This is a genomic window from Nocardia iowensis (assembly GCF_019222765.1).
GTDB classification, from domain to species: domain Bacteria; phylum Actinomycetota; class Actinomycetes; order Mycobacteriales; family Mycobacteriaceae; genus Nocardia; species Nocardia iowensis.
Genome location: NZ_CP078145.1, coordinates 7,588,875 through 7,613,003 on the forward strand (window position 1 = coordinate 7,588,875; position 24,129 = coordinate 7,613,003).

The 24,129-nt window shown below is 67.4% G+C and carries 27 protein-coding genes; 19 read left to right on the top strand and 8 right to left on the bottom strand.

The genetic code is table 11. The annotated features are described in order from the left end of the window. Window positions 1–3: 3 nt before the first annotated feature. Window positions 4–1,902: a translational GTPase TypA gene (gene typA / locus KV110_RS34990; RefSeq protein WP_218471411.1), complete on the bottom strand. Its 1,899-nt coding sequence runs from the start codon at window positions 1,900–1,902 to the stop codon at window positions 4–6. Window positions 1,903–2,055: 153 nt separating this feature from the next. Between typA and KV110_RS34995 the strand changes: the two genes are divergently transcribed. Both KV110_RS34995 and KV110_RS35000 read left to right on the top strand, forming a co-directional pair. After that, a complete protein-coding gene (locus KV110_RS34995) occupies window positions 2,056–2,232 on the top strand; it encodes a hypothetical protein (protein ID WP_167768842.1) in 177 nt (58 codons plus the stop codon). Window positions 2,233–2,432: 200 nt separating this feature from the next. Continuing rightward, window positions 2,433–2,729, top strand: a complete 297-nt coding sequence (locus KV110_RS35000) for a 4a-hydroxytetrahydrobiopterin dehydratase (RefSeq protein ID WP_218471412.1) — start codon at window positions 2,433–2,435, stop codon at window positions 2,727–2,729. 2 nt (window positions 2,730–2,731) lie between these two features. Here KV110_RS35000 and KV110_RS35005 read toward each other — a convergent pair whose 3' ends face one another. Continuing rightward, window positions 2,732–3,997 carry a mannosyltransferase gene (locus KV110_RS35005; RefSeq protein ID WP_218471413.1) on the bottom strand — a complete coding sequence of 422 codons (1,266 nt, stop codon included), beginning with the start codon at window positions 3,995–3,997 and terminating at the stop codon, window positions 2,732–2,734. A gap of 299 nt (window positions 3,998–4,296) precedes the next feature. Here KV110_RS35005 and KV110_RS35010 point away from each other — a divergent pair, with 299 nt between their 5' ends. Both KV110_RS35010 and KV110_RS35015 read left to right on the top strand, forming a co-directional pair. Beyond that, window positions 4,297–5,082 carry an Rv1157c family protein gene (locus KV110_RS35010; protein ID WP_218471414.1) on the top strand — a complete coding sequence of 262 codons (786 nt, stop codon included), beginning with the start codon at window positions 4,297–4,299 and terminating at the stop codon, window positions 5,080–5,082. 118 nt (window positions 5,083–5,200) lie between these two features. Beyond that, the gene (locus KV110_RS35015; RefSeq protein ID WP_218471415.1) at window positions 5,201–5,560 is read left to right on the top strand and encodes a hypothetical protein; all 360 of its coding nucleotides are present in this window, start codon (window positions 5,201–5,203) and stop codon (window positions 5,558–5,560) included. Window positions 5,561–5,568: 8 nt separating this feature from the next. Here KV110_RS35015 and KV110_RS35020 read toward each other — a convergent pair whose 3' ends face one another. The 3 genes from KV110_RS35020 to KV110_RS35030 all read right to left on the bottom strand — a co-directional run bounded on the left by KV110_RS35020 (window position 5,569) and on the right by KV110_RS35030 (window position 8,575). Further along, the gene (locus KV110_RS35020; RefSeq protein WP_218471416.1) at window positions 5,569–6,276 is read right to left on the bottom strand and encodes a DUF1906 domain-containing protein; all 708 of its coding nucleotides are present in this window, start codon (window positions 6,274–6,276) and stop codon (window positions 5,569–5,571) included. Window positions 6,277–6,486: 210 nt separating this feature from the next. Beyond that, on the bottom strand, window positions 6,487–7,635 hold the full coding sequence (locus KV110_RS35025) for a hypothetical protein (protein ID WP_218471417.1): 1,149 nt from the start codon (window positions 7,633–7,635) through the stop codon (window positions 6,487–6,489). A 283-nt stretch (window positions 7,636–7,918) separates the two neighbouring features. Beyond that, window positions 7,919–8,575 (bottom strand): CHAP domain-containing protein, encoded by a 657-nt coding sequence (locus KV110_RS35030; protein ID WP_218471418.1) that lies wholly within the window; start codon window positions 8,573–8,575, stop codon window positions 7,919–7,921. Between the two features lie 142 nt (window positions 8,576–8,717). Between KV110_RS35030 and KV110_RS35035 the strand changes: the two genes are divergently transcribed. The 6 genes from KV110_RS35035 to KV110_RS35060 all read left to right on the top strand — a co-directional run bounded on the left by KV110_RS35035 (window position 8,718) and on the right by KV110_RS35060 (window position 13,057). Next, a complete protein-coding gene (locus tag KV110_RS35035) occupies window positions 8,718–8,969 on the top strand; it encodes a type II toxin-antitoxin system VapB family antitoxin (RefSeq protein ID WP_218471419.1) in 252 nt (83 codons plus the stop codon). Then, entirely contained in the window at window positions 8,966–9,358 is a 393-nt protein-coding gene (locus KV110_RS35040) for a type II toxin-antitoxin system VapC family toxin (RefSeq protein ID WP_218471420.1), read from the top strand. Before KV110_RS35035 ends, KV110_RS35040 begins: the two co-directional genes overlap by 4 nt. A 106-nt stretch (window positions 9,359–9,464) precedes the next feature. After that, entirely contained in the window at window positions 9,465–10,115 is a 651-nt protein-coding gene (locus tag KV110_RS35045) for an ABC transporter permease (RefSeq protein ID WP_218479284.1), read from the top strand. Next, window positions 10,108–11,307 carry an ABC transporter ATP-binding protein gene (locus tag KV110_RS35050; RefSeq protein WP_218471421.1) on the top strand — a complete coding sequence of 400 codons (1,200 nt, stop codon included), beginning with the start codon at window positions 10,108–10,110 and terminating at the stop codon, window positions 11,305–11,307. Before KV110_RS35045 ends, KV110_RS35050 begins: the two co-directional genes overlap by 8 nt. After that, window positions 11,304–12,086, top strand: a complete 783-nt coding sequence (locus KV110_RS35055; protein ID WP_218471422.1) for an ABC transporter permease — start codon at window positions 11,304–11,306, stop codon at window positions 12,084–12,086. Before KV110_RS35050 ends, KV110_RS35055 begins: the two co-directional genes overlap by 4 nt. Continuing rightward, on the top strand, window positions 12,083–13,057 hold the full coding sequence (locus KV110_RS35060; protein ID WP_218471423.1) for a glycine betaine ABC transporter substrate-binding protein: 975 nt from the start codon (window positions 12,083–12,085) through the stop codon (window positions 13,055–13,057). Before KV110_RS35055 ends, KV110_RS35060 begins: the two co-directional genes overlap by 4 nt. A gap of 15 nt (window positions 13,058–13,072) precedes the next feature. Here the strand turns inward: KV110_RS35060 and KV110_RS35065 are convergent, their stop codons facing one another. After that, window positions 13,073–13,723 (bottom strand): TIGR03086 family metal-binding protein, encoded by a 651-nt coding sequence (locus KV110_RS35065; protein WP_218471424.1) that lies wholly within the window; start codon window positions 13,721–13,723, stop codon window positions 13,073–13,075. 90 nt (window positions 13,724–13,813) lie between these two features. Between KV110_RS35065 and KV110_RS35070 the strand changes: the two genes are divergently transcribed. The 5 genes from KV110_RS35070 (at window position 13,814) to KV110_RS35090 (ending at window position 17,831) form a co-directional block, all read left to right on the top strand. Then, window positions 13,814–14,794, top strand: a complete 981-nt coding sequence (locus KV110_RS35070) for a helix-turn-helix transcriptional regulator (RefSeq protein WP_218471425.1) — start codon at window positions 13,814–13,816, stop codon at window positions 14,792–14,794. Between the two features lie 651 nt (window positions 14,795–15,445). Continuing rightward, window positions 15,446–15,802 carry a nuclear transport factor 2 family protein gene (locus KV110_RS35075; protein WP_218471426.1) on the top strand — a complete coding sequence of 119 codons (357 nt, stop codon included), beginning with the start codon at window positions 15,446–15,448 and terminating at the stop codon, window positions 15,800–15,802. A 114-nt stretch (window positions 15,803–15,916) separates the two neighbouring features. Beyond that, the gene (locus tag KV110_RS35080) at window positions 15,917–16,342 is read left to right on the top strand and encodes a hypothetical protein (protein WP_218471427.1); all 426 of its coding nucleotides are present in this window, start codon (window positions 15,917–15,919) and stop codon (window positions 16,340–16,342) included. 136 nt (window positions 16,343–16,478) lie between these two features. Further along, window positions 16,479–17,399: an alpha/beta fold hydrolase gene (locus KV110_RS35085; protein WP_246634169.1), complete on the top strand. Its 921-nt coding sequence runs from the start codon at window positions 16,479–16,481 to the stop codon at window positions 17,397–17,399. Between the two features lie 195 nt (window positions 17,400–17,594). Then, window positions 17,595–17,831, top strand: coding sequence for a hypothetical protein (locus KV110_RS35090; RefSeq protein WP_218471429.1), 237 nt, complete (start codon window positions 17,595–17,597; stop codon window positions 17,829–17,831). Between the two features lie 58 nt (window positions 17,832–17,889). Here KV110_RS35090 and KV110_RS35095 read toward each other — a convergent pair whose 3' ends face one another. Next, window positions 17,890–19,347: an MFS transporter gene (locus KV110_RS35095; RefSeq protein WP_218471430.1), complete on the bottom strand. Its 1,458-nt coding sequence runs from the start codon at window positions 19,345–19,347 to the stop codon at window positions 17,890–17,892. A 75-nt stretch (window positions 19,348–19,422) separates the two neighbouring features. Between KV110_RS35095 and KV110_RS35100 the strand changes: the two genes are divergently transcribed. Next, a complete protein-coding gene (locus tag KV110_RS35100; RefSeq protein WP_218471431.1) occupies window positions 19,423–19,905 on the top strand; it encodes a MarR family winged helix-turn-helix transcriptional regulator in 483 nt (160 codons plus the stop codon). A 37-nt stretch (window positions 19,906–19,942) separates the two neighbouring features. Here the strand turns inward: KV110_RS35100 and KV110_RS35105 are convergent, their stop codons facing one another. Further along, a complete protein-coding gene (locus KV110_RS35105; RefSeq protein ID WP_218471432.1) occupies window positions 19,943–20,773 on the bottom strand; it encodes an AraC family transcriptional regulator in 831 nt (276 codons plus the stop codon). A 63-nt stretch (window positions 20,774–20,836) separates the two neighbouring features. Between KV110_RS35105 and KV110_RS35110 the strand changes: the two genes are divergently transcribed. From KV110_RS35110 to KV110_RS35120, 3 genes are all read left to right on the top strand, one after another. After that, window positions 20,837–21,766: a DMT family transporter gene (locus tag KV110_RS35110; protein WP_218471433.1), complete on the top strand. Its 930-nt coding sequence runs from the start codon at window positions 20,837–20,839 to the stop codon at window positions 21,764–21,766. Window positions 21,767–21,891: 125 nt separating this feature from the next. Then, window positions 21,892–22,137 (top strand): hypothetical protein, encoded by a 246-nt coding sequence (locus tag KV110_RS35115; RefSeq protein WP_218471434.1) that lies wholly within the window; start codon window positions 21,892–21,894, stop codon window positions 22,135–22,137. Window positions 22,138–22,241: 104 nt separating this feature from the next. Beyond that, window positions 22,242–24,089, top strand: a complete 1,848-nt coding sequence (locus KV110_RS35120) for a lipase family protein (protein ID WP_218471435.1) — start codon at window positions 22,242–22,244, stop codon at window positions 24,087–24,089. The last annotated feature ends 40 nt before the right edge of the window (window positions 24,090–24,129 follow it).

Genomic DNA, 24,129 nt, shown 5'->3' on the forward strand with positions numbered 1-24,129 from the left:
TAACTACAGCGCGGCCCGGTCCCGAGCCTTCCGGCGGGACAGTTCGCGACCACGCTCGGTCGCACCGAGGATCACCTTGCGCACCCGGACCACCTCCGGCGTGACCTCGACGCACTCGTCGTCCGAGCAGAACTCCATCGCGGCTTCCAGATCGAGGTGCAACGGCTTGGCCAGCGTCTCGAACACATCCGCGGTGGAGCTGCGCATGTTGGTCAGCTTCTTCTCGCGGGTCACGTTGATGTCGAGGTCCTCGGCGCGCGGGTTGATGCCGACGACCATGCCCTCGTAGGTGTCCGCGCCCGGCTCGACGAAGAACTGGCCGCGGTCGGCGAGCTGGATCATGGCGAACGGGGTCACCGTGCCCGCGCGGTCGGACACCAGCGCACCGGTGTGCCTGGCCCGGATCTCCCCGGCCCACGGCGCGTAGCCGTGCGACACGGCGTTGGCGATGCCGGTGCCTCGGGTCTCGGTGAGGAAGTCGGTGCGGAAGCCGATCAGACCGCGCGACGGGACGATGAATTCCATCCGGACCCAGCCCGCGCTGTGGTTGGCCATCTGGACCATCTTGCCCTTGCGGGCGGCCAGCAGCTGGGTGACGGCCCCGAGGTACTCGTCGGGGCAATCGATGGTGAGCTCCTCGTAGGGCTCGTGCACCTTGCCGTCGACCTGCTTGGTGACCACCTGCGGCTTGCCGACGGTCAGCTCGAAGCCCTCGCGGCGCATCTGCTCGACCAGGATGGCCAGCGCGAGCTCACCACGGCCCTGCACCTCCCAGGCGTCCGGACGGCCGATGTCGAGCACCCGCAGCGACACGTTGCCGACCAGTTCCTGGTCGAGCCGCGACTTCACCATGCGAGCGGTGAGCTTGTGCCCCTGCACCCGGCCGACCAGCGGCGAGGTGTTGGTGCCGATGGTCACCGAAATGGCGGGCTCGTCGACGGTGATGCGCGGCAGCGCGACGGGGTTGTCGATGTCGGCGAGGGTGTCGCCGATCATGATCTCCGGGATGCCCGCGATGGCGACGATGTCACCGGCCACCGCGACCTCACCCGGCTGACGCTCGACACCGATGGTCTGCAGCAGCTCGGTGATCTTCACCTGCTTGACGCCGTCGGCGTGCATCCACGCGACGTTCTGTCCCTTGCGCAGCTCGCCCTGGTAGATGCGGACCAGCGCGAGGCGGCCGAGGAACGCGGAGGCGTCCAGGTTGGTGACGTGCGCCTGCAGCGGCGCGGCCGGATCGCCCTTGGGCGCCGGAATGTTGTTGAGCAGCACCTCGAACAGCGCGTCGAGGTTCTCCGCGTCCGGTGCGTGCCCGTTCTCGGGACGCTCCTTGGACGCCTTGCCCTCGCGGCCCGAGGCGTACAGCACCGGCAGGTCGAGCGCGAGCTCGGCGGCCTCGGCGGCGGAGTCGTCCAGGTCGGAGGCCAGGTCGAGCAGCAGGTCGTGGCTTTCCTCGACGACCTCCGCGATCCGGGCGTCGGGACGGTCGGTCTTGTTGACCACCAGGATCACCGGCAGCGACGCGGCGAGTGCCTTACGCAGCACGAACCGGGTCTGCGGCAGCGGGCCCTCGGAGGCGTCGACCAGCAGCACAACACCGTCGACCATGGAGAGGCCGCGTTCGACCTCACCACCGAAGTCGGCGTGGCCGGGCGTGTCGATCACGTTGATGACGGTGACGGAGCCATCGGCGTGGTGCTTATGCACGGCGGTGTTCTTGGCGAGAATGGTGATGCCCTTCTCGCGCTCCAGGTCACCGGAGTCCATCACCCGGTCGACGAGCTCGGCTCGCTCGGCGAAGGCACCGGATTGGCGGAGCATGGCGTCGACCAGCGTTGTCTTACCGTGGTCGACGTGGGCCACGATGGCTACGTTGCGAAAATCGCGCGCAGACGACACGCTGAATCCTCCTGCTGTTAGGTGTTGGTACCGGCCGACCCCTGCAAACAGGTGGAGAATGGAAACTCACCGGGCATTGCGGCCATATACACCCTACCTGCGTTCGGGTCACCGCTACGCGTCAGGCACTGTACTAAGGGTATGCTAACCGACATGGGCAAGGTCAAGGCTAAGCAGGTTTCGCGCCTGAAACCGAAGAAGAAGTGCTGTCGCAAAAAGACGCGCTGCCTGAAATGCCCTGTGGTCATTATGCGTATGAAGAAGTGCGAAGCCGCAGGCATCTGCGGCAAGGACCTGAAAAAAGCGCTCAAACAGGCGCGCGCCGCCTGACCTTCGCCGCCCGCCGCGCGTCGTCCACGAGCCCGTTGCCCTCGACTGATCGCGTAATGACGGACATCACTCCCGGCATAGGAGTAGAACCGGGTTATGAGCGAGCGTAGCGAGCGAACCAGAGACACAGCCGCAAGAGCGGTTACGGCGGAGCCGAGCGTCAGCGAGGCGCAGCCGCCGAGCGTCAGCGAGGCGCAGCCGTGAGCGCTCCGCTGTTGACCGAAACCGAACTGGCCGAGGCACTGGCCACCCTTCCGGACTGGACCAGGGACGGCGACGTCCTGACCCGCACCGTCCAAGCGCCCACCTTCCTCGCGGGCATCGAGCTCGTCCGACAGGTCGCCGAAGCGGCCGAGGCCGCCAATCACCATCCCGATATCGATATCCGCTGGCGCAAGGTGACGTTCGCGCTGTCCACCCACGATTCGGGTGGCCTCACCGCGCTGGACGTCGAGCTGGCTCGCAAGATCGACCAACTGGCCGCGCAACTCAGCTGAAGCTAGGCGGCGCGCGCGGGGCCCTCAACGGGCACCCGCGCCGCCCGCGGGCCTGAGCGCGCGCGCCGACCGGAGTTGATCACCCAGACGAAGAACACCAGCACGCCGATCACGTCCACCGCGCCGAGCCAGGCCAGCACGGCCGGTCGCGGAATGGTCCAGATCGAATCCTGGAAGAACGACAGCACCCACGGCACGCCGATCAGCGTGGTCACCAACCAGTAGCCCGCGATGATCTTGGCGCCGGGCACCTGCCGCAGCGGTCCGTAGAGCAGCCACAGCACCGTCGGCAGCAGCCAAACCCAGTGGTGCGACCAGGAAATGGGCGAGACGAGCACACCGAACAGCTGCACCATGATCAGCGTGCCCATCCGGTCGTCCGGCCCGAGCACGCGCCAGGCCAGGAAGGCCAGCACCGCAACGACCAGCACCGCGGCGATCCACCACGGGCCGGATTCCACGTCGTCGCCGAGGATTCGGCTCAGCGTGCCGCGCAGCGACTGGTTCCACACCGAGCCCACCGGACCGATCCGGTCGGCGTCGCCGAGCAGGGTGCCGAAGTACCGCCGCGCCTCATGCGGGGCGAGCAGGAAACTGATGCCGACCGTCGCGCCGAACACCAGCGCCGACCACACCACGGTGCCCCAGCGCCGCCGGGCGACGAAGTAGAGACCGCTGATCGCCGGGGTCAGCTTGATTCCCGCGATGACGCCGACCAGCCCACCAGAGAGCCACCAGCGTGAGCTGCGCACCGCGACCATCGCGCCGAGCACCAGGAAGACATTGACCTGGCCGTAGTCCATCGTGGTCCGCACCGGCTCCATCCACAGGCCGAGCGCGGTCCAGCCCACCGCCGCGGTGTGCCACCGCGGCTCGCGCGCCCGCTCCGCACCCAGGATCAGCTCGAACGCGATGCGCACCACCGCGTACAGCGCGGCGGCGATGGCCAGCAGCCAGGCCACCGCGACGACGGTGAACGGAAGATAGTGCAGCGGAAAAAACACCAGCGCGGCAAACGGCGGGTAGGTGAACGGCAGCGGGAAGTCCGGGGTCTTCTCCGCGTAGGTGAAGTCGTAGAGCCGGTCGGTGACCAGCGCCGCCGATCCGTCGACGTAGACGTGCAGGTCGACGAGGTTCATGCCGTTGTCTGACAACAGCATCCAGAGCAGCCTGGCCAGCACGGACAGACCGAGTGCCGAGACAGCCCATCGGAGTTGACGGTTCAAATCGCAGGCTTTCGACTCGGGTGCGGTGCGTCGGCCCGGCACCCGGCAATGCGAGTGTTCGGCGACAGGAATGGACGGCTCCGACTAGATTAACCGCAGCGCGGATCCGACCCCGTGCGCCCTCACATCAAAAGACTCACCCTGAATCACTGATAACATTTGCATCACCTTTCACACCAGTAACACCCGGGGCGCGCTACCGTCTGATAACACTGATCGTCCGCAGCACCTGTAGGGCAGCACGGCTGTACACATAGCCGTGATGTCCCTAGAGTGACCCCCGAAACGATGGCTTTTCAGCATCGGCCCCAGATGTACCCGAGGTAAGGACGGCTAGACCAGTGCTTCGCACCCGAGGATCGCGGATTGCATTGTCCGCGCTCGCCATCGCGGCGAGTGCCACGCTTGCCGCGCCGACGACAGCAGTCGCGGCGCCCGCGCCCGCGCCTGCGGCGACCCCGAACACCGTGCCGATGGTCCCCGAGGGCGTCCCGGTCGATGCTCTGGCCGCCCTGGCTCCCGCAATCATCGGCTCGATCGCCGGTCCCGCCGATATCGCGGCAGGCCCGCAGTCGGCCATCCTCGATCAGGCTCGGACGCTGCTCGCGACACTGAACCTGCCGCCGCAGATCAAGTCCACGCTGGAACGGATCATCACCTTCCTGGACGGCAGCGGCGGCGGTGGACCCAAGCTGCCGCAAGAGGGCCCGGCCATCGCGCAGTTCCTCTACCCGACCATCGGCAAGGGCTGCATCGGCCCGACCGCCGACTCGGTCGGCACCGCGCTCGCCGTGCCCGGCCCGGCGCAGCTGCCGCCGCCCGGACCGCAGGCCGGTCAGACCGGCTTCGTGTTTACCGCCCTCGGCACCAAGGCGCCGACGGCAGAGCAGAATCCGCCGATGACGGTGCAGTGGATGAACCTGGATACCCGCCAGTCCGGCATCCTGCCGCTGACCGACGAGGCCAAGATCAATCCGGGTGGCCCGGCCACCCTGTCCGCGATCGCCGACACCGGTTCCGGCCGAGTCGTCGCGGTCGTCGCCGGCTCGCTGACCACCAAGGCCGACGACGCCGACCCGCGGACCTGCTCGTTCCTGCCGACGCTCGGATTCTTCACCGTCGCTTGAGTTTCGAGTAAAGGCGGCGACTCTCCTGAGTCGCCGCCTTTGTCGTCTCCAGGACATCCCGGCGGCGAATCGCCGCGATGACGCATGCGCGGGCGGTGATTGTGGTAGACCGCTAACTATGGCGACGATCGAACATTCGATACGGCCCGGCCGCTCCATCCGGAGCAGGCGCTCGCACCGATCGATACTGTCCTACCGATCCGAGGGCTCCATTCTCTCCATCGGGTCGGCCTACTCGATCCTCTCGATCGGCAGCGTCGGCTCGGTGCTGTCGGTCGGCTCGGTCGGCTCGTTCGGGTCGGCCATTTCCTCGTTCTCGTTCACCAGCCTCGGCTCGGCATTCTCCGGCTTGTCCCGCTGGTCGATGTTCTCCTGGCTCGGCGACCACGAGGCACCGGACACCCGTCCGACACTGCGGGTGGTGCCGGACGACGAGCCCGATCTACGGGAAGCACCGCTCAGCCACTGTCAGACCTAGAGCGGCGGCTACCACTGGCCGAAGTCGGCGGCGAGGGCATTGTTGAGATCAATGCCGACGCCGTCGAGCGAGCGCTTGTCGATTTCGAACTGGTGCAGGTGCGCGGCGGGGTGCACGACACCGTTGGACCCCCAATTGTGTTGCCAGTACCAGGAACACAGGTCTGCGGCGCGGGCGAGTTCGATGGTGGGGGCGTTGGCGTACATGCCGGTGTTCTCCTGGCCGAGCACCTCCTGCCAGCCGAGTAGGTAGGGCGCGATCATGGTGGCGAACTCGACCGGCGTCGGGTTGTCGTCGATCGAGGCGTAGATCGGCACACCGTCGGGTCCGCCTGCGGCATAGTGCAATTCGAGCCCGCGCTGGGCGTGCTTCTTGCCCGCCTCCAGTCCACCGCGCCAGTCCGCGGTGGGGCCCTTGCCGAATTGGTAGCAGGAGACGATGTTCAGGCCCGCCTCGTGCAACTGATCCACTTCGTTGGCGCGCAGCGGTTTGCCTTCCATCCATTCCGCGCCGGGGCGTCGGTCGGAGACGTACCGGATCACGCCGAGATGCCCGGCGTCCCTGATCGCGGTGGCCGACGGGACTCCGCCCGCGTAATCGATCAACGTGCCGAAGGTATCGGCGGCGGCGCGCGGCATCGAAGCGGTCACGCCGATCGCGGCCGCCGCGGCGGCATACCCGAATAGCTCCCGCCGGGACACAGAATTGGAACGCATCGCAGGACTCCTTCGCGCAACCCCGACCATGGATGGCAGCGTGCCCGGCGCACCTTCCCCAAGGTATGCAGTGCGCGCCGGGAGCCTCGAACGTGTACTTATTTCACCATATTCACTTGGGAACCGCTAGACCCACGGGACACGTCTATTCACATTGGTCACATGCGTGACAACTAGCCGTCGACGCTGCTGTCGTGGCAGTTCACTGGCCTAGCCAGCCGGAGACGGGGCGGGCCCTACGCCGTCGATGCGGGCGGCGACGTCGATGGTCCGGCCGGAATTATCGGCCAACTCCTTGCTGATAACCCCGGCGACCTGGGCAATCACTTGCTTTTTGATCCCGGCGATGGCACCAAGCGTTGCCGCACGCACGCCGTGTGCCTTGAACTCCAACCGGATATCGTCCGGCTCGGGCGGCGGCACATCGATGACGACGAGCAACGGGTCGGCCGCACGCGCGGTCAACACCAGCGGGACCTCGACGTCGGCTCGATAGCGGTTGGCCTTCAGCACATCGACGGTGATATCGAGGCTGACCGGCAGCGTCAGGTCGAAAGCCCGTGGCGTGTCCGCCTTGTCTGCCAGCTGCGGCACCCGCACGTTCCCCCGTACGGTGACCGTCGCCGACTTGCGCGGCCCGGTCTTCAGTGGACCGACTTCGATCGGTCGTCCCGCCATCCGCTCCACCACATCGAAGACGCGCTCCCTGGTCACAATCCGCGAGAAGAACCGGTGCCCGAATTCGTCGTAGCCGATCCAGTCGAACTCCGCCTGCTCCCGATGCGCCGACGGCGTACCGCTCACCATGGCCTCGATATCGAAGACCCGGCTGCGTCGCGCCTGCGGGTCGGCGAGCATGCCGTTCACCCGGGAGGCGACTTCGCGTTGCACCAGGCCCGCGATCGGGTCGAGCAACAATTCCCCGACCGACTCCACCGCTTGCGCGCGCAGCACGAAGCTGACGTCACGTGGGGTGACCGGCGGGATGTCGATGACGATCAGCAGCGGGTCGGCGGTGCGCGCGTGCAAGGTCAGGTCGATCTCGACGCGTGCTTCCAGCCGCAACTTCTTGCCGCCGAGCATCACCTTCACCGCCAACGACACCGGGACGGTGACGTCGAAGGTGACGTGCGGGCCGCTGTGCAACACCACCGGCTTGCCCACCTTGCCCTCGGCGACGAAACCCGCGAGGCCGGCCGGACCGATCGAAAACGGGCCGATCGTCATGCCGCGACCGGTCATCCCGGCCACCGCGGCTTCGATCCGGTCCTTCGTCACCGCGTGCGTGACGAAGCGCTCCCCGAAATCGGCATAGTCGATCCAGGGTGGATCGCTACTCGGTTCGTCGGTCGGCTGCATCAGATGTTCCGAAACCCTCACCTCTCGATGGACAACCGACACGGTACGCGACCAACATTGCCTGGAACTTGCACGCGTACGCCGCATTCGTCCCGACTGTGCCCGGTCCGTCCGGCAGCGCGCGTTCTGCGCTCAACCCGAGATCCCCGTCCTGCCGATGAGGGGGAAGCAGGGCGGGGATCGGCGACGGCGCTGCCGGGCGCCGCCACTTCTATCGTAGAACTACCCGCGCACCGACCCGTCGCGCGCACCCGTCACCACCATCGTTGGCTGGCAATGATTTTCACAATCGTCCGTAGCCGACGATGCCCGGGACGTCGGCCGGCGCGAAGGTGTGCATGCCGACTTCGCCGAATTCGTTGCCGCCGATGGTCGTCACGACACCGGCCTCGGCCTTCAGCACGATATTGGTGTGCTGACCGAACGGACTGGCGTCGGTGTACAGCAGTACATCGCCCATGCGCGGCTGATAGCCGCCGAACGGGACGAATCGGCCCGTACTCGCGTAGTACTCCTGGAGTGTGTAGACGCCGGGAATCCGCCACGAACCCGAATTCGGATTGGCCAGTGGCGCACCCGCTTCGCGCATCACCCAGCTGACGAAGTCCGCGCACCAGGGTTCGACGACGCCCTCGGCGTACTTGGTGCCCGACCCCGGCGCGCCAAACTCGCGCTCCGCCACCGCGAGAATTCGGGCCTGCGTCGGGTCGAGCGTGGATCGGTCGATCGCCGGGAACTCCGTGACGCGCTGCCCGGTGATGGCCGGTGCGCCCGATTGTTCTTGCCACCAGCGAGCTCCCACCACCCCGGCGACCACGAGCGCGATGACCAGCAGCACCGCCGCGAGCCACCGGCCCGCCTGCCGGTTCGACCGGCCGTGCCGGGCGCCCTCCCTGCGGTAACGCACTCGGTGCGAGGTTCTGGCCTGGTGCTCGGACATTTCTCCCCCGGTTCGTCGCGGCCGATCTGGTCCTTGCTGAATTGGACGAACGGGCCCGCCGAACGGTTCCCTGCCAAAAACCACTTTCACTCCAACCGCACCAGCGGTAGAGTTCTACCAACCCGTTCTAGGAGGGTAGAAAATGGGACTGAACATCAAGAATGAGAACGTGCACGCCTTAGTGCGTGAGGCAGCGGAGCGAACGGGGATGTCGCAAACCAGCGTTGTCGAGGAGGCACTGAAGCGCATGTTGAAAGAACTGGATGCCGAGCAGGAGACTCGGCTAGAAGACCTGCGGGCGATCGTGGCGGATATCCACGCGATCATGAGGGAGTCCGAGTACCCGCCCCTGACCACCGACGATCTCTACGATGATGAGGGGCTGCCCGCATGATCGTGGATGCGTCCGCTCTGCTCGCCATCCTCAACGAGGAACCCGAATCCGACTCGTTCACCGAAATCCTGGGGTCGGCGCCACGTGTCGCGATGTCGGTCGTCAACCATTTCGAGGTAGCCATCAAGGTCGACCGTCATCCGAATCCGGTGCTCGCGCGACGCGCTGACCAATTGATGGAGCGAGCACAGGTCGAGCTCGTTCCCGTCACGCTCGAGCAGGCCGCGATCGCGCGAGCGGCGTATCGCGACTTCGGCAAAGGCAGTGGGCATAAAGCCGAGCTCAACCTCGGCGACTGCTTCGCCTACGCACTCGCCACCGTCACCAAGAAACCGCTGCTCTACAAGGGCAACGACTTCGGCCACACCGACATCAGATCGGCGGTGTGAGATCGGAGCCTGATTCCGGGCGGCCGCCGCGCCGCCCGGAATACCGTCCGGCCGAGCGAAATCCGCGATACTCTCCCAGAACACCGGGCGACGGGGAGGTACGACCCTGGACACGCTGTGGACTTTCGTAGTACACCGGCGACATCAGCTGCTCATCGACTCCTATCTGCATGTGTCGGCGGTGCTGCAGTCGGTGCTGGTGGCGACCCTCGTCGCGGTGCTGATCGGGATACTGGTGCACCGCAGCCCGCTCGGCTCCTCGCTCGCGACGGCTCTGGCGAGCGCCATCCTCACGGTGCCCTCGTTCGCGCTGCTCGGCTTGCTGATTCCGGTGCTCGGTCTCGGCGTGGGTCCGACGATCACCGCGCTGGTGCTCTACGCGCTGCTGCCGATCCTGCGCAATACGATCATCGGGCTGTCCTCGGTCGATCCGGCGGTGACCGACGCCGCCCGTGGCGTCGGGATGAACCGATTCCGGGTGCTCACCGCCATCGAACTCCCCCTCGCCTGGCCCGCGATCCTGGCCGGGATGCGGGTCAGCACGCAGCTGATCATGGGCATCCTCGCCATCGCCGCCTACGCCAAGGGACCGGGGCTCGGCAACCTCATCTTCTCCGGACTCGCGCGCCTCGGCAGCCCGAACGCGGTGCCACAGGCACTGGTCGGCACCGTGCTCATCGTCGTGCTCGCGCTCGTACTGGACGGGATCTACGTCCTCGTCGGACGTCTCACCACCTCGAGGGGAATCCGTGACTGACACCGAAACCCGTTCCGGCAGCATCGAATCGGCGGTGTCCGGCGAGGAGATCGTGCTCGATGCCGTCACCAAACGCTATCCGGGCCAACGTGAACCGGCCGTCGACCAGGTATCGATGACCATCCCCGCCGGTGAAATCGTCGTGCTCGTCGGCCCTTCCGGCTGCGGTAAGACCACTACCATGCGGATGATCAACCGGTTGATCGAGCCGACCTCGGGCACCATCACCATCGGCGGCCGCGACGCCACCTCGATGAATCCCGACCAGTTGCGGCGCGGCATCGGCTACTCGATCCAGCAGGCCGGGCTGTTCCCGCACATGACGGTCGCCAAGAATGTCGCGACGGTACCCGGCCTGATCGGCTGGGACCGCAAGAAGATCGCCGCCCGCACCGACGAGATGCTCGAACTGGTCGGCCTCGACCCCGATACCTATCGCGACCGCTACCCACGCCAACTGTCGGGCGGGCAGCAGCAACGCGTCGGGGTCGCCCGCGCGCTCGCCGCCGACCCACCGGTGCTGCTGATGGACGAGCCGTTCGGTGCGGTCGATCCGATCACCCGCGGCCTGCTGCAGGACGAATTGCTGCGGTTGCAGGGCGAATTGGGCAAGACCATCGTCTTCGTCACGCACGACTTCACCGAGGCGGTCAAACTCGGCGATCGAATCGCGGTGCTGGGCAATCAGTCCCGCATCCTCCAGTACGACACCCCGGCGGCGATCCTCGCCGATCCCGCGGACGAGACGGTCGCGGGCTTCGTCGGCGCGGACGCCTCGCTCAAGCAACTCACCCTCACCCGGGTGCGCGATGTCGAGCTGGCCCGATGCCCGACCGCCGTCGAGGACGAGCCGGTCGACGTCCTGCGTACCGCACTGGCCGAGCAGGACTGGCCGTGGTCACTGGTGCTCGACCACCACCGGCGCCCGCTGCGCTGGGCCTCGGCCGAGCAGCTGGCACACGCGAACTCGTTGCGCGACATCGGATCACCGATCGGTGAGCCGTTGTCGCTGCAATCGACATTGCAGGACGCGCTGGAAGCCTTGCTCGCCGACCAGACGGCCAACGCGGTCGTCACCGGCAAGCGCGGCGAGTATGTCGGGCTGATCACCATCGATACGTTGGTGTCGCATCTGTCGGCGATGCGCGCCGAACACGGATCCGGCCGTCCCGCAGTGGGTGACGTGCCGTGACGGCGGCCATCGGAACCCCGCCGACGACGTCCGCGCCGGCCGCCCAGCGCCGGGCCGAGCACATCCGGTTGTTCGTTCAGCCGGTGATCGTGCTGCTGCTCACCGCGGGTGTGCTGGTGTGGGCGTTCGCCCGAGACCTGACCACCACTCAGCAAGCCAGCCTCAACGCGAGCAATATCGTCACCGTCACCTGGCAGCATGTGCTGATCTCGGCGACCGTGGTGCTGATCGTGATCGTTATCGCGGTGCCACTCGGCACGTTGCTCACCCGGCCCGGATACCGCCGTCTGGCACCGCTTTTCGTCGGCATCGCCAATATCGGCGCGGCGGCGCCCGCCATCGGCCTGATCGTGCTGTGCTACCTGGCCACCCGTACCACCGGCTTCTGGATCGGTGTCGCGCCGATCGCGTTCTATTCACTGCTTCCGGTGCTGCGCAACACGATTCTCGGCTATCAGGAGGTGGATCAAACCCTCATCGATGCCGGGCGTGGCCAAGGTATGTCGGCGGCAACGGTGTTGCGCCGCATCGAGTTCCCGCTCGCGGTGCCCTATATCCTGGCCGGCTTGCGCACCTCGCTGGTGCTTGCGGTCGGTACCGCGACGCTGTCGTTCCTGGTAAGCGCGGGTGGCCTCGGCATCCTGATCGACACCGGCTACAAGTTGCGCGACAATGTCACGCTGGTGGTCGGCGCGGTGCTCGCGGTCGCGCTCGCCCTGCTGGTCGACTGGCTCGGTGCGCTCGCCGAGCAGTTCCTCGGGCCAAGGGGGCTGAAGTGAGCCGGTGGTTGCGTGGCCTGGCGCTGGCGGCCGGGTTGCTGTTGGTCGCCGCCTGCGGCCTGGAGTCCGGTGGTGCGGTGCCGCTGCGGGTGGGGCCGGGCAGCATTCGTCCGGTTCCCGAACTCGACGGCGTCCGAATCATCGTGGGATCCAAGGATTTCACCGAGCAGAACATCCTCGGCTACCTCATCGAGTTCGCCATGACGGCGGCGGGTGCGCAGGTGCGGGACCTGACGAACATCCAGGGCTCCAACAGTCTTCGCGACGCCCAGCTGCACGGTCAGATTGATGTCGCCTACGACTACACCGGCACCGGCTGGGTGAACTACCTCGGCAAAGAGACCCCGATACCGGACGAGGCAGGCCAATTCGAGGCCGTCCGCGAGGCCGACCTCGCCGCGCACGGCATGGTGTGGACGGCCATGGCGCCGATGAACAACACCTACGCGCTGGTGACGAGCGCGCGCACCGCCGAGGAGACCGGCGTCCGCACGCTGTCCGACTACGCCGCGCTGACCGCGTCCGACCCGGCGGCCGCGGCCACCTGCGTCGGCACCGAATTCAATGTGCGCCAGGACGGATTCCCCGGTCTGGCCCGCAAATACAACATCGACACGGCCAAGGTCCAGAAGCAGATCGTCCAGGATGCCCTGGTGTATCAGGCCACCGCCGACGCCAGGCAGTGCAGGTTCGGTTCCGTCGCCGCCACCGACGGCCGCATTCCCGCACTGAATCTCGTGCTGCTGCAAGATGATCAGCGCTTCTTCCCGAAATACAATGCGGCAGTGGTGATGCGCGAGGATTTCGCCGAGGCGCACCCCCAGGTCGCCACCATCCTGAAGCCCATCTCCGATCGCCTCACCAATGAGGCTATTACCGAGCTCAATCGTCAGGTCGATGTCGAGGGTCGCGAGCCTGCCGAGGTTGCCCGTGACTGGATGGTCGCCCAGGGGTTCGTCACCGCCCGCTGACGACCATCCACTGCCTCAGATTCGCGGGTCGCGGCCGAGGTAGCGCAGCAACTCGGCGACCGCAGTGTCGTCGGACCTACCGCCGACGATCGCCGCGTAGGCGCCCCATTGGCGCAGCGGCTCAATGATTTCCGCGTCCTGGCCGCTACCCGGGGCGGGATGCGCGGTGCGGGCGGCGGTGAGCAGGTACCCGGCCAGTTCGTCGGTCAACGGTGACGGCTGGCCGGTGGCGATCGCGATGTCCCAGGCGTGCACGGCTGCATCCAGCGCGCACATCACGGCGGCGACGGGGGTGGCGAGTGCGCCGTGCGGCAGCGGGGTCGGGACGGTTTCGGTGGTGTCGGTGACCGTCGCCCAGGCGGCGGCGGTCTGCTCGATCGCGTTGTCCACCAAGGCTTCCGGTGAGCCGTCGATGGTGCCGGACGGTTCGAAGGGGTTGTCGGCCGGGCCGGTTCCGATGCCGAGGGCCATCGCGAAGGCGAGCTGATCGCCCGCGGCGTGCTGCACCACCTGCGTGACATTCCATTCCGAGCAAGGGGTCGGCAGCTGCCACTGGTCGTCGCGGACACCGGCGACAACGTTTGCCAGGGCGCGGTAGGAGTCGGCGAGCACGTCCCGCCACACCGGGGTCAGGGTGGCGATGGTGGCGGTGTCGGGGGCGTTCATGTCGGAACCTCTCGTGGTTGTTTCTTGCTTCTGACATCAGCCTATGGCTCGATTAGGCTGTTTACGTTCCTAATTTTCGAGAGGTGAAATGTGACGCCAGCCACAGTTCGCGTGCTGCGTTTGCTGACGCTGCTGCAGGACCGCCCGCACACCGGTCGGGAACTGGCCGAGCGGTTGGCAATCACCGACCGGACCCTGCGCAACGACATCCAACGCCTGCGCGAGCTGGGCTACCCCGTGCACGCGCAACGCGGCGCGATCGGCGGATACCGGCTCGGTCGCGGCACCACGATGCCGCCGCTGCTGCTGGACGACGACGAGGCAGTGGCCGTCGCGGTGGCCGTCGGTCTTGCCGAGGACGGCGCCACCGGGATCGCGGACATCACCGATAACGTCGCCCGCGCACTGGCCAAACTCGACCAGATTCTGCCGAAACGCCTGCAGCGCAAGGTGTCCGCGCTGCGCGAAGCCACCGCCATCGGACCCGCCACTACCGGCTCAAGGGAACCGGATGCCCCGGTGCCCGCCGCGGTCCTGACCACGCTCGCCGGAGCCATCCGCGACGGTGCCACCGTCGTGCTCGAACAGTCGGACCCCGACCACAGCGCGGAAGTCGAACCCTATCGGCTCATCAATTGGCAGCGGCGCTGGTATCTGGTTGCCTACCGGCTCGAAAACCATTCCTGGAGTGCGATTCCCGTCGCCAGAATCCAGCGCGCCGACCCCGGCACGCGGCGTTTCGCCGCCCGCTCACTCCCCGACGACGACCTGGTCGCCTTCGTCATGCGAGACATCGCCAGCACCGGCTGGAAGGTGCACGCCCGCGTCACCGTCCTCGCCCCCGCCGAAACCGTGATCGCCCGCATCAACCCCGCGGTCGGCGTAGTCGAAGCCGTCGACGCCGACACCTGTGTCCTGCTGACCGGCGCAGACGCCTTGGAAACCATCGCCATCTACTTGAGCATGCTGATGATGGACTTCCGAGTAGACGGCCCACCGGAATTAGTCACCCACATCCGCACCCTCGCCCGCCGCTACGCCGCCGCCGTCGCACCAGACGACAGCGAATAACCACTGACACCAGCCGATCCGAACCGCGGCTACACCCGCGCCCGCTCATGATCAACGGGACCTGGCTGCGCCATCGTGCGAGTAGAGCCTCCACCATGTCCCGTTGATCATCAGCGCACGACCTCACCGCCTAGCGCCACGACGACGCCGCGCGTGGGTCGCCGGTGACCACCCGGTGGCCGCAGGCTCAGAGGGCGGCGGCCGCGGGCCCATGCAAACTCGCTGTGCGGCTGCCCCGTTCGCACGGCTACCACCCGCGCCCGCGCCCGCTCATGATCAACGGGGCCTGGCTGCGCCGTTGTGCGAGTAGAGCCTCCACCGTGTCCCATTGATCACCAGCGCACGGCCTCATCGCCCAATGCCGCGACGAAGCCGCGCGCCAGCCGCGAGAGTCGCCGGTGACCAGCCGGGGGCCGCGGGCTCCCCGGGGGCGCGGGCTCCCCGAGCGCGGGCTCCCCGAGCGCGGGCTCCCCGAGCGCGGGCTCCCCGAGGGCGGGCTCCCCGGGGGGCGGTGGCGGTGGCGGATACGTATACCGATGCCGAAAGTACCTATAGGTGACTGATTCGGGGCATACCGCCGCGGCCATAACGTAGTTCCTGTCACCACGACGACAACGAAACCGCAGATCACAACCCCTCGAGGAGCACATCATGAACACTCTTGTCGCCCAGTACCTCGAAGCCTGGAACACCACCGAGGCCACCGCACGCAAAGCCGCTATCGCCCGCGTCTTCACCGACACCGCCACCTACACCGACCCACTGATGGCCGTGACCGGACACCAGGGCATCGACGCCGCAATCGCCGCCGCCCAAGCACAATTCCCCGGCTGGACCTTCCGCCTGGCCGGACCCGTCGACGCCCACCACGACCAAGTCCGCTTCACCTGGGAACTCGGACCCGCCGACGCACCCGCAGTCGTGATCGGCTTCGACGTCGCCATCATCGACAACGGCCGCATCGCCAACGTCTACGGCTTCCTCGACAAAGTCCCCGCCACCGTCTAACCCGAACCCAGCCTGCCACCGTCTGACCCGCACCCGCCTAACCGAACCCGTCCCACCACACCCTGCCCCGAACCACGCTCCGCCACACCCGGATTCACCGAAGGAACACCTGCCATGACCACCACCACCGCCCCGTCCTACCTGTCCACCCTGATGGCCCCCGGCCCCGCCCTGCTTCGCCTGTCCCTGCGCCTGGACGCCGTCATCACCACCGTTAACGGCCTGGCCTACCTCGCCCTGGCCGGACCTCTTGAATCACTGCTCGGCCTCGACACCGCGATCGGCATCCCGATCGGGATCTTCCTGACCCTCTACGGCCTCGCCGTCGCCCTCATCGGCACCCGGCCCACGATCAACCCCACCGCCACCCGCCTCGTGATCGCAGCCAACACCACCTGGGTCCTCGCCAGCCTCACCGCCCTCTTCATCACAGACACTCTGGACCTGAACCTGATCGGCTCCATCTGGACAGTCATGCAAGCAGGCACCGTCGGCGGCTTCGCCGCCCTGCAATACCTGGGCCTGCGCAAAGCACAGTGACCAGCGACAACAACCAAACACTCCCCACCCCGATGACCGCGGCACCAGCACACAGCTGATGCCGCGGTCATCGTCGCAGCTCAACCCACCGCGCAATCAACCTGCACGAACCACCGCCGCGCATAAGCTGAAATCCGTGGCCGACAACGAGTATTTCCTGGCACCGAACATCGGAAAACCCACCGAGAAGGTCGGATACTTCGCGACCAAAGCAGGATTCGATCGATTCGCCGTCGCTTACACCAACGGCATGGCCGCGCTACCCCAGCCCGCCGAGCAGGTCGCCGTGTCGACCTCCTTCGGCCCGGTCCGCGCCTATCGCTTCGGCGACGCGGCCAGCACGCCCCTGGTGCTCCTGTCCGGCAGACAGGCGTCGACGCCGATGTGGGCCGCGAACCTGCCCGGCCTGATGACGGACCGCACCGTGTGGTCGATCGACAGCATCGGCGAGCCCGGCGCCAGCACCCAGCAGAAAGAACTCGTCACCCCGGCCGACCAGGTCGCATGGCTGACCGAGGCACTCACCGGACTCGGACTGCGACGCACCCACCTGCTCGGTGCCAGCATCGGCGGCTGGCTGGCCATCCAGGTGGCGCTGCATCGCCCCGAGTACGCGGCCTCGGTAACCCTGCTCGATCCAGCGAATACCTTTGCGCCCCTTACCTGGAAGATGATCGCCGTATCGCTGGGCAGCCTCCTCCCTGGCATGCCGATGCGCATGCGCTACTGGCTACTCGGCCGCATCTCGGGCGGCGTGCCGATAGACGATTCGATACCCGAGGGCCGCCTGATCGCCTCTGCCATGCGCGATTTCACCTCAGCACAGCCGATGCCGGTCCGCCCGACCGTCGAAGAACTGGCCAGGATCAAGGTCCACGTGCTCGCGATCTTGGCCGGGCGCAGCATCGTTCACAACGCAGCCCGCGCCGCCGAGACCGCCCGGACAATTCCCGGCGCGCAGGTCGAGGTCTGGCCGGATGCCTCGCATGCCGTCAACGGCGAGTTCCCGGACCGCATCGCCCAGCGCTTCGCCGAGTTCGCAGCGAACGTTCCATAACGCGGCGACACCGACACACCGCCGGTCCCGCCGCGCCGCTATCTCCTATTTCACACCGCCGACCGGCGGCAAGTCTCTTACTCTCGGCAGCGAGTGCTTCCGATCGAGGTGTGAGCGGGCAGATCTTCGGTCGGGCACGAGAAGGGGCCGACGAGGTATCCGAGCAGCACTTCTCCAGACACACTTGGCCAGAGCGTGTTGGCGCTGACACTGCGCGAGGAAGCGGTCGCCAACCACAGCATTCGCAGCTTCCTGCTCGCCAGACTCTTCGCCGAGCACATCCAGGCGAAACCAGATGTGGACTACGACCCTGCCCTGCTGTTCGCCGCCTGTGTCTGCACGGCATCGGGCTCCGCGGGGCAGCGGAACCGCAACGCCGGAGGGCCGACGCTGCTCGAGCGAGCGGCCGACCTCGGCCGCTGCAGCAACTGACCTCGGAAACAGCAGGGCCGACCCGAGCGAACCCGGATCGGCCCCACTGCTTCTCAGCTCAGGCGTGCCCGACCGTCGCCGCCGCGTCCGGCGCCTTGCGCATCGGGATCAGCGCGGTCAGCACGATCGCGACCAGCGCCGCGGCCGTGGCGATCAGGAACGTGGTGTGGAATCCGTCCCGCGACGGGAACACATGCGGGCCGAGCTGCATGGTCATGTGCGCGAGCACCACGCTCATCACCGCCGACGAGGTCGACGTACCGACCGAACGCATCAGCGAGTTGAGCCCGTTGGCGGCGGCGGTTTCGGTGATCGGTACCGCGCCCATGATCAGCGCGGGCATCGCGGCGTAGGCGAGACCGACGCCCGCCGCGACGATCATCGACGCGAGCATGATCTCCCAGACGCTGTTCATCAGCACAACGGCGCACAGGTAACCCGCCGCGATCACCGCCGAGCCGAGCGCGAGGGTGATCTTCGGACCGCGTGCCGCGGACAGCTTCGCCGACACCGGCGAAAGCAGGATCATCACGAATCCGGTTGGTGCGAGCGCCAATCCGGCGTTGACCATGGTCAGGCCGAACCCGTAGCCGGTCTGCTCCGGCGCCATCAGCAGCTGCGGGAAGGTCAGCGACATGCCGTAGAGGGCGAAGCCGACCGCGATCGAGGCCACGTTGGTGAACAGCACCCGGGGCCGCGCCGAGACCCGCAGGTCCACCAGCGGCGAACGCTGCCGCAGCTCGAAGGCGCCCCAGCCGAGGAACACCACCAGCGACACCGCGAACAGGATCAGCGTCGGCGCGCTGGCCCAGCCCCAGTCCGCACCCTTGGTGATCGGTATGAGCAATGCCAACAGCGCGATCGAAAGACCAAGCGCGCCACCGAAATCGAACCGCGCGGGAGTGCGCACCGGCGATTCCGGCACGAAGACGAAAACCAGTGCGGCACAGACGATGCCGAGCCCCGCCGCGGTCCAGAACAGCATGTGCCAGTCCGCGTTCTGCGCGATCACCGCGGCAAGCGGCAGGCCGAGGGCGCCGCCGACGCCGAGCGTGGCACTCATGATCGCCATCGCCGAACCCACCTTCTCGGCGGGCAGCTCGTCGCGCATGATGCTGATGCCCAACGGAATCGCGCCGACCGCCGCGCCCTGCAGCGAGCGCCCGATGATCTCGGGAACCAGCGAGGAGAACGTCGCGCAGACGACCGAACCGGCAACCAGCGAGATCAGGTTGGCGAACAGCACCCGCCGCTTGCCGAACATGTCGCCGAGCCGACCGCTGATCGGTGTCGCCACCGCACCCGCGAGCAGCGTCGCGGTGACCACCCAGGAGGCATTGGACGCCGAGGTGTTCAGCAAGTCGGGCAGCGTCGGGATGATCGGAATGACCAGCGTCTGCATCAGCGAGACGACGACGCCGACCATACCGAGGGTCGCGATCAGTACGCCCGCCGCGGGACGCCGGCGGTCATCGGTATCGGGGACGGTCGAAGACGCGTCGGCAGCAACAGTCACGAATGTGCACGCTACACACGATGTGTATGGTGCACAATTTGATATAGCCGTGATGCACACGACATAGTGAGGCCCATGTCCGATTCCGGTCCTGCCGACCACGCAGCGCTCACCCGCCTGGTCTTCGAGCTGACCTTGCTCGCCAGGCACTTCCCCGCGTCGCTGCTGCGCCGTCCCGGCTTCCAGCTCGACCGCTCGGCCTTCCTCATCCTGACCAGACTGGAGTTCGACGCCCCGCTCAGCCTGCGCGAGCTGTCCGAGGCGTTCCAACTCGACATCTCCACGATCAACCGCCAGGTCGCCGCGATGCTCAAGCAGGGACTCGTCGACCGCGTCCCCGACCCCGAAGGCGGCATCGCCCGCAAGATCCAGGCCAGTGCCAAGGGCCTGGAAGCACTGGCCGCCGATCGACTGCAGAGCCGCGACGGCATCGGCGCGGTGGTCGCCGACTGGCCGCACACCGATGTCGACCAGTTGAGCAGGTTGATCGCGCGATTCAACCAATCGGTCGAACACATCGAAGAGAACCCCTGGCCCCGCCCACCGGACATCCAGTAGTCAACCGTCCCGAGGTTGACCGAACGTAATGCTGGGGTTAGATGGCGTTGGCGTAGATGCCGGGGGTGATCCCGTAGTAGCGGCGGAACCAGCGGGTCAAGTGCGCTTGGTCGGCGAAGCCGGATTCGGTTGCTGCTTCGGCGACGGGGCGGCCTGCGGCGATCAGGCGGCGGGCGGCGCGGAGGCGGAGTTGGCGTTGGTAGTCGCTGGGGGCCAGGCCGTACTTGGCGCGGAACGCGCGGTAGAGGGCGAAGCGGCTGCAGCCGGTGGCGCCGACGAGGTCGTCCATGGAGAGGGGGTCGAGGTAACGGTCGTCGAGGACGGCGCGGACGCGGCGGGCGAGGTCGGCTCCCGCGCTGACGTTGAGGGTGGCGGACGAGCTCACCAGCGGTCGGCGGGCGCCGCGGCGCACCATGGCGGCGACCGATGCGGCCAATGCCTCGTCGGCGGCCAGTTCGATGGCGGGCTGGATCAGACTGGCGCACAACCGATTCAAGGCGGAGGACAGCACCGGGTCGGGTAACACGGGGTCAGTGAAGAGGGGCAGGCCGGTGGGCCGCCCGGCTTGGTCGGACAACAGGTCGGTGACCAGCTCTGCGCCGATGTGGACGATCGAATAAGTGAAACCCAGCTCAGTGGCGCTGTGCCCGTCGTGCGGTTCGTCCGGGTTGAACGCCATCACCATGCCCGCCGCGCTGATCCGCGACGCGCCACGGCAGTCGAAGCTCTGCGCGCCGAACTGGGTGAGCCCGAACGAATACGTCTCATGGCTGTGCGGGTGATAGACGTGCCGCTCGAAGTGGGCGCGCATCACCTCGACCGGACGGTTCGACATCCGCCGGTACGTCACCCACTCGCGCTCCGCCACCGAACCATTGTCCCCGCACCAGCGTTCAATACGGTGCCGAGGTCTCGGAACGAGGATCGCACAGTGCGTATCCGACTGTTGCTTGTCCTGGTTATGGCCTTGTGGGGAAGTGCGTTCGCCTCCTCGAAGTTGGCGGTGCACGAGGTGCCGCACGAGGTCGCGGGATTCCTAAGGTTTTTGATCGGCACCGTGGTGCTGGTCGTCGTGCTGCGGCTACCTCGACTGGATCCGAGAGAAACGACCCGCGTCGCCGGGCTCGGCCTGGTCGGCGTGTTCGGCTACAACGTGCTGTTCTTCCTCGGTTTGTCCCTCGCCCCCGCGGCCGACGGGAGCGTGATCGTGCCGATGACCGCACCCGTCATCACCGTTCTCGTCCTGACCGTGCGCGACCGCGTCCGCCCGTCCGGCCCGCGGGCGCTCGGTCTTGCCGCCGCGGTGACCGGGGGTGTTGTCTTCTTCGTGGGCATTCCGTCGTCCGGTGGCAACCGTCTTCTCGGTGACCTCGTCTTCCTCGGCGCCGCCGCGTGCTGGGCCTGCTACACCATGCTCGGCGCGCCGATCCTGGCTCGGCTGGCCGCCCCGACCGTCACCGTGTACGCGACAGCCGCGGGCACGGTGGCGCTCGGCCTGTTCGCCGCGCCCGCGTTGCCCGACGTCGCGTGGTCCGACCTCGGCGTCGAATTCTGGCTCAACCAGGCATATCTCGGCGTCCTGCCGACGGCGCTTGCCTACGTCCTCTACTACCGCGCCGTCGGTCAGGTCGGACCCGCTACCGCCGCGACCGCGATGTTCCTGGTCCCGGCCTTCGGGTTGGCCTGCGCCTGGGTCGTTCTCGGTGAAACGATCGAGCCGATGCAGGCCGTGGGCGCGGGGCTGATGTTCGTCGGCGCCTGGCTGAACACGCGCAAGGACACCCCGCGCGAAGCGACACCGCCGCCGGTCCAGCCGGTCGAGCTGGCTTCGCTACCGGCACAACGTGATTCGAACCTTTGACGGTTGCGGCGGCATCGTGGCGCTAGGCTCTGCGGCTGGGTCGGATACGACGTCTTGGGAGGCGCTCGATTCACACCAAACAACCCGCATGGTGGGACAACTATCTCGTCGCCCTGCTCGGACTCGTGCTGGCGGCCGGATTCGCGTTCGCCGCGATCGCCGCGGCCTCCGGTGGCGCCTATCCGGTGGCGATTGCTCTGGCGGTGCTGGCGGTCCCCTTCGCGATTCCGACCATCCTGCAGGTCCTCGGTGAACTGCTCATCTACCTGATGATTCCGGTCGTGCTTGCCGGTTTCGTCCTGTTCCTTCCGGTACTCGTCGTCAGCCCGGCCGCCCGGAAGTGGGCGCGACGGCGGTGGCGGAACCGCTGAGCCCGGCCGCGCACCGACGAAGATCACATCGACCGTTGGTCAGCCGTCCGTAGAGTTGTCGGCATCGAGCTCTTTGCCGCGTAACCGAAGGACGGAGGCCCCGGGTGAGCGGTAGCAAGGCCCGGACCTGGGACGCACGCGGTATCGCGTGGTGGCTGCCCGGGCTCGCGGTGATCGTGTCGGGAGTACTGCTGTACTCGCCCTTCGGCGTCTCGCTGATCGCGGGACGGGTGGTTGTCGCGGTCGCGATGCTGGTGCTGGCGGCGTCCGCTGCGGCGCGGTGGTGGTTGGCCGGGCGGGCGCAGTCACCGGATGCCGCATCCGAGCACACTGGCGGTCACGATCCCGGCCTCGGGCACGCTCGGCGATTGCTGGGTGTCGAGGCGCTACTCGCCGCTGGGTTCGCTGTCTTCGGTGGCGCGGCGATGACCATGTCGGTGTCGACGGCGTTGATGTGGGTCGGGGCGTGTTGGATCGGTGTCGGGCTCTGTGCGCTGCTGGCCGGGACGCGGCGCGATGAGGTCGTCGTGGCGTCCGCGGCTCTGGCGGGCTGGCAGGTCCTGGCCGGGGTGATTCTGACGACGCTGCCGTTTCGTACCGGGTTGGATTTCACGGCGTGGACAATCATCGCGCTGTTGATCACCGGGACGGCGATGGTGGTGCGCGGCGTCCGGCTCACTGTGCCGCTACCTCGCGCGAGCGCCCTGCGTTGGTGGCGCCCGGCCGCGGTGACCGCGCAGCTTGTCGTGCTCGTCGCGACGGTCGGCTGGTACGGGACGATCGTCACGCAGGCCGCCCAGCAGACTGCCGAGCAGGATCGGCTGGCTGCCTTCTACGAAGTGCCCCAGGGTATTTCCCCTGGTGCACCCGGCACGGTGATCCGTTCCGCGCCGATGTCGCTGCCCGGCGTGCACGGCCGCGGCTGGCGCATCCTGTACTGGTCGCAGGATCGGCACGGCACCCCGGCGGTGTCTTCCGGCATGGTCTTCACGCCGCTCACCGAGGGCACCAATCGGCCGATCCTGAACTTCGCCCACGGCACCGTCAGCCTCGGTGCCGATTGCGCGCCGAGCAGGCAATCCGAGATCGCCTCGTCCATGCCCTGGCTCAACGACGCGCTCGGGCGCGGGTGGGTGGTCGCCGCCAGCGACTACGCGGGCGCGGCGGGCACCGGCGACGGCGAGCACTACCTCGTCGCCGCCGACCAGGGCCGCGACACCCTGAACGCCGCCCGCGCCGCGCACAACCTGCCCGGTTCCGGGGCAGGCGCCGACATGGTGATCTACGGCGTCTCGCAAGGTGGCCTCATCTCGCTGGCCGCCGCCGCCCTGTCACCTACTTATGCGCCCGAACTGCATCTGGTCGCCGACGCCGCCAACGCCGCGGCCTCCGACATCGCGGGCATCCTCCGCGCGCGCCCACCCCAACTCCTCAACGGCTGGGCCGTCACCCCCTTTCTCACCACCCAATACGCGAAGGCCTATCCCCAACTCGACCCGAACGCCCTCCTCACCCCCCAAGCCGCCGCGCGCAATCATGAAATGGCCGGGGCAGGCTGCGCCGCAACACCTTTCGCCGCACTCTTCCCCCGCCTCACCATCGTGCCCGGCATGGGCGACTACTTCAAAGGCGACCCACTCGCCGACCCCGGCTGGCTGCATGCCTTCGAGGAAAACCGCGCACCCGACATGCCGCCCGGCATACCGGTCTACCTGGCCCACGGCCTCGACGACCAACTCGTCCCGCCGAAATTCACCGCCGCCCTTGTCGACCGTTACTGCTCCGCCGGGAGCCGGGTGACCACCCAGTGGAACCCTGGTGTCGGTCACGACAACGACAACGAGAAGGCCGTCTCGCCGCGCGTCATCCAGTGGTTCGCCGACCGCCTCGCCGGGACTCCGTCACCTGACAATTGCGGGCAACCCCTCCCCGCGTCCCTCACCGGCCACTAGCAGACGTAAAACATGATGTGGCGCGGCGCTTCCCAGCCAC

Coding starts and splice junctions, on each gene's coding strand:
- KV110_RS34995 (WP_167768842.1), top strand. CDS start 2,056: ATGGGCAAGGTCAAGGCTAAGCAGGTTTCGCGCCTGAAACCGAAGAAG.
- KV110_RS35015 (WP_218471415.1), top strand. CDS start 5,201: ATGGCGACGATCGAACATTCGATACGGCCCGGCCGCTCCATCCGGAGC.
- KV110_RS35020 (WP_218471416.1), bottom strand. CDS start 6,276: ATGCGTTCCAATTCTGTGTCCCGGCGGGAGCTATTCGGGTATGCCGCC.
- KV110_RS35025 (WP_218471417.1), bottom strand. CDS start 7,635: ATGCAGCCGACCGACGAACCGAGTAGCGATCCACCCTGGATCGACTAT.
- KV110_RS35030 (WP_218471418.1), bottom strand. CDS start 8,575: ATGTCCGAGCACCAGGCCAGAACCTCGCACCGAGTGCGTTACCGCAGG.
- KV110_RS35035 (WP_218471419.1), top strand. CDS start 8,718: ATGGGACTGAACATCAAGAATGAGAACGTGCACGCCTTAGTGCGTGAG.
- KV110_RS35040 (WP_218471420.1), top strand. CDS start 8,966: ATGATCGTGGATGCGTCCGCTCTGCTCGCCATCCTCAACGAGGAACCC.
- KV110_RS35065 (WP_218471424.1), bottom strand. CDS start 13,723: ATGAACGCCCCCGACACCGCCACCATCGCCACCCTGACCCCGGTGTGG.
- KV110_RS35075 (WP_218471426.1), top strand. CDS start 15,446: ATGAACACTCTTGTCGCCCAGTACCTCGAAGCCTGGAACACCACCGAG.
- KV110_RS35080 (WP_218471427.1), top strand. CDS start 15,917: ATGACCACCACCACCGCCCCGTCCTACCTGTCCACCCTGATGGCCCCC.
- KV110_RS35100 (WP_218471431.1), top strand. CDS start 19,423: ATGTCCGATTCCGGTCCTGCCGACCACGCAGCGCTCACCCGCCTGGTC.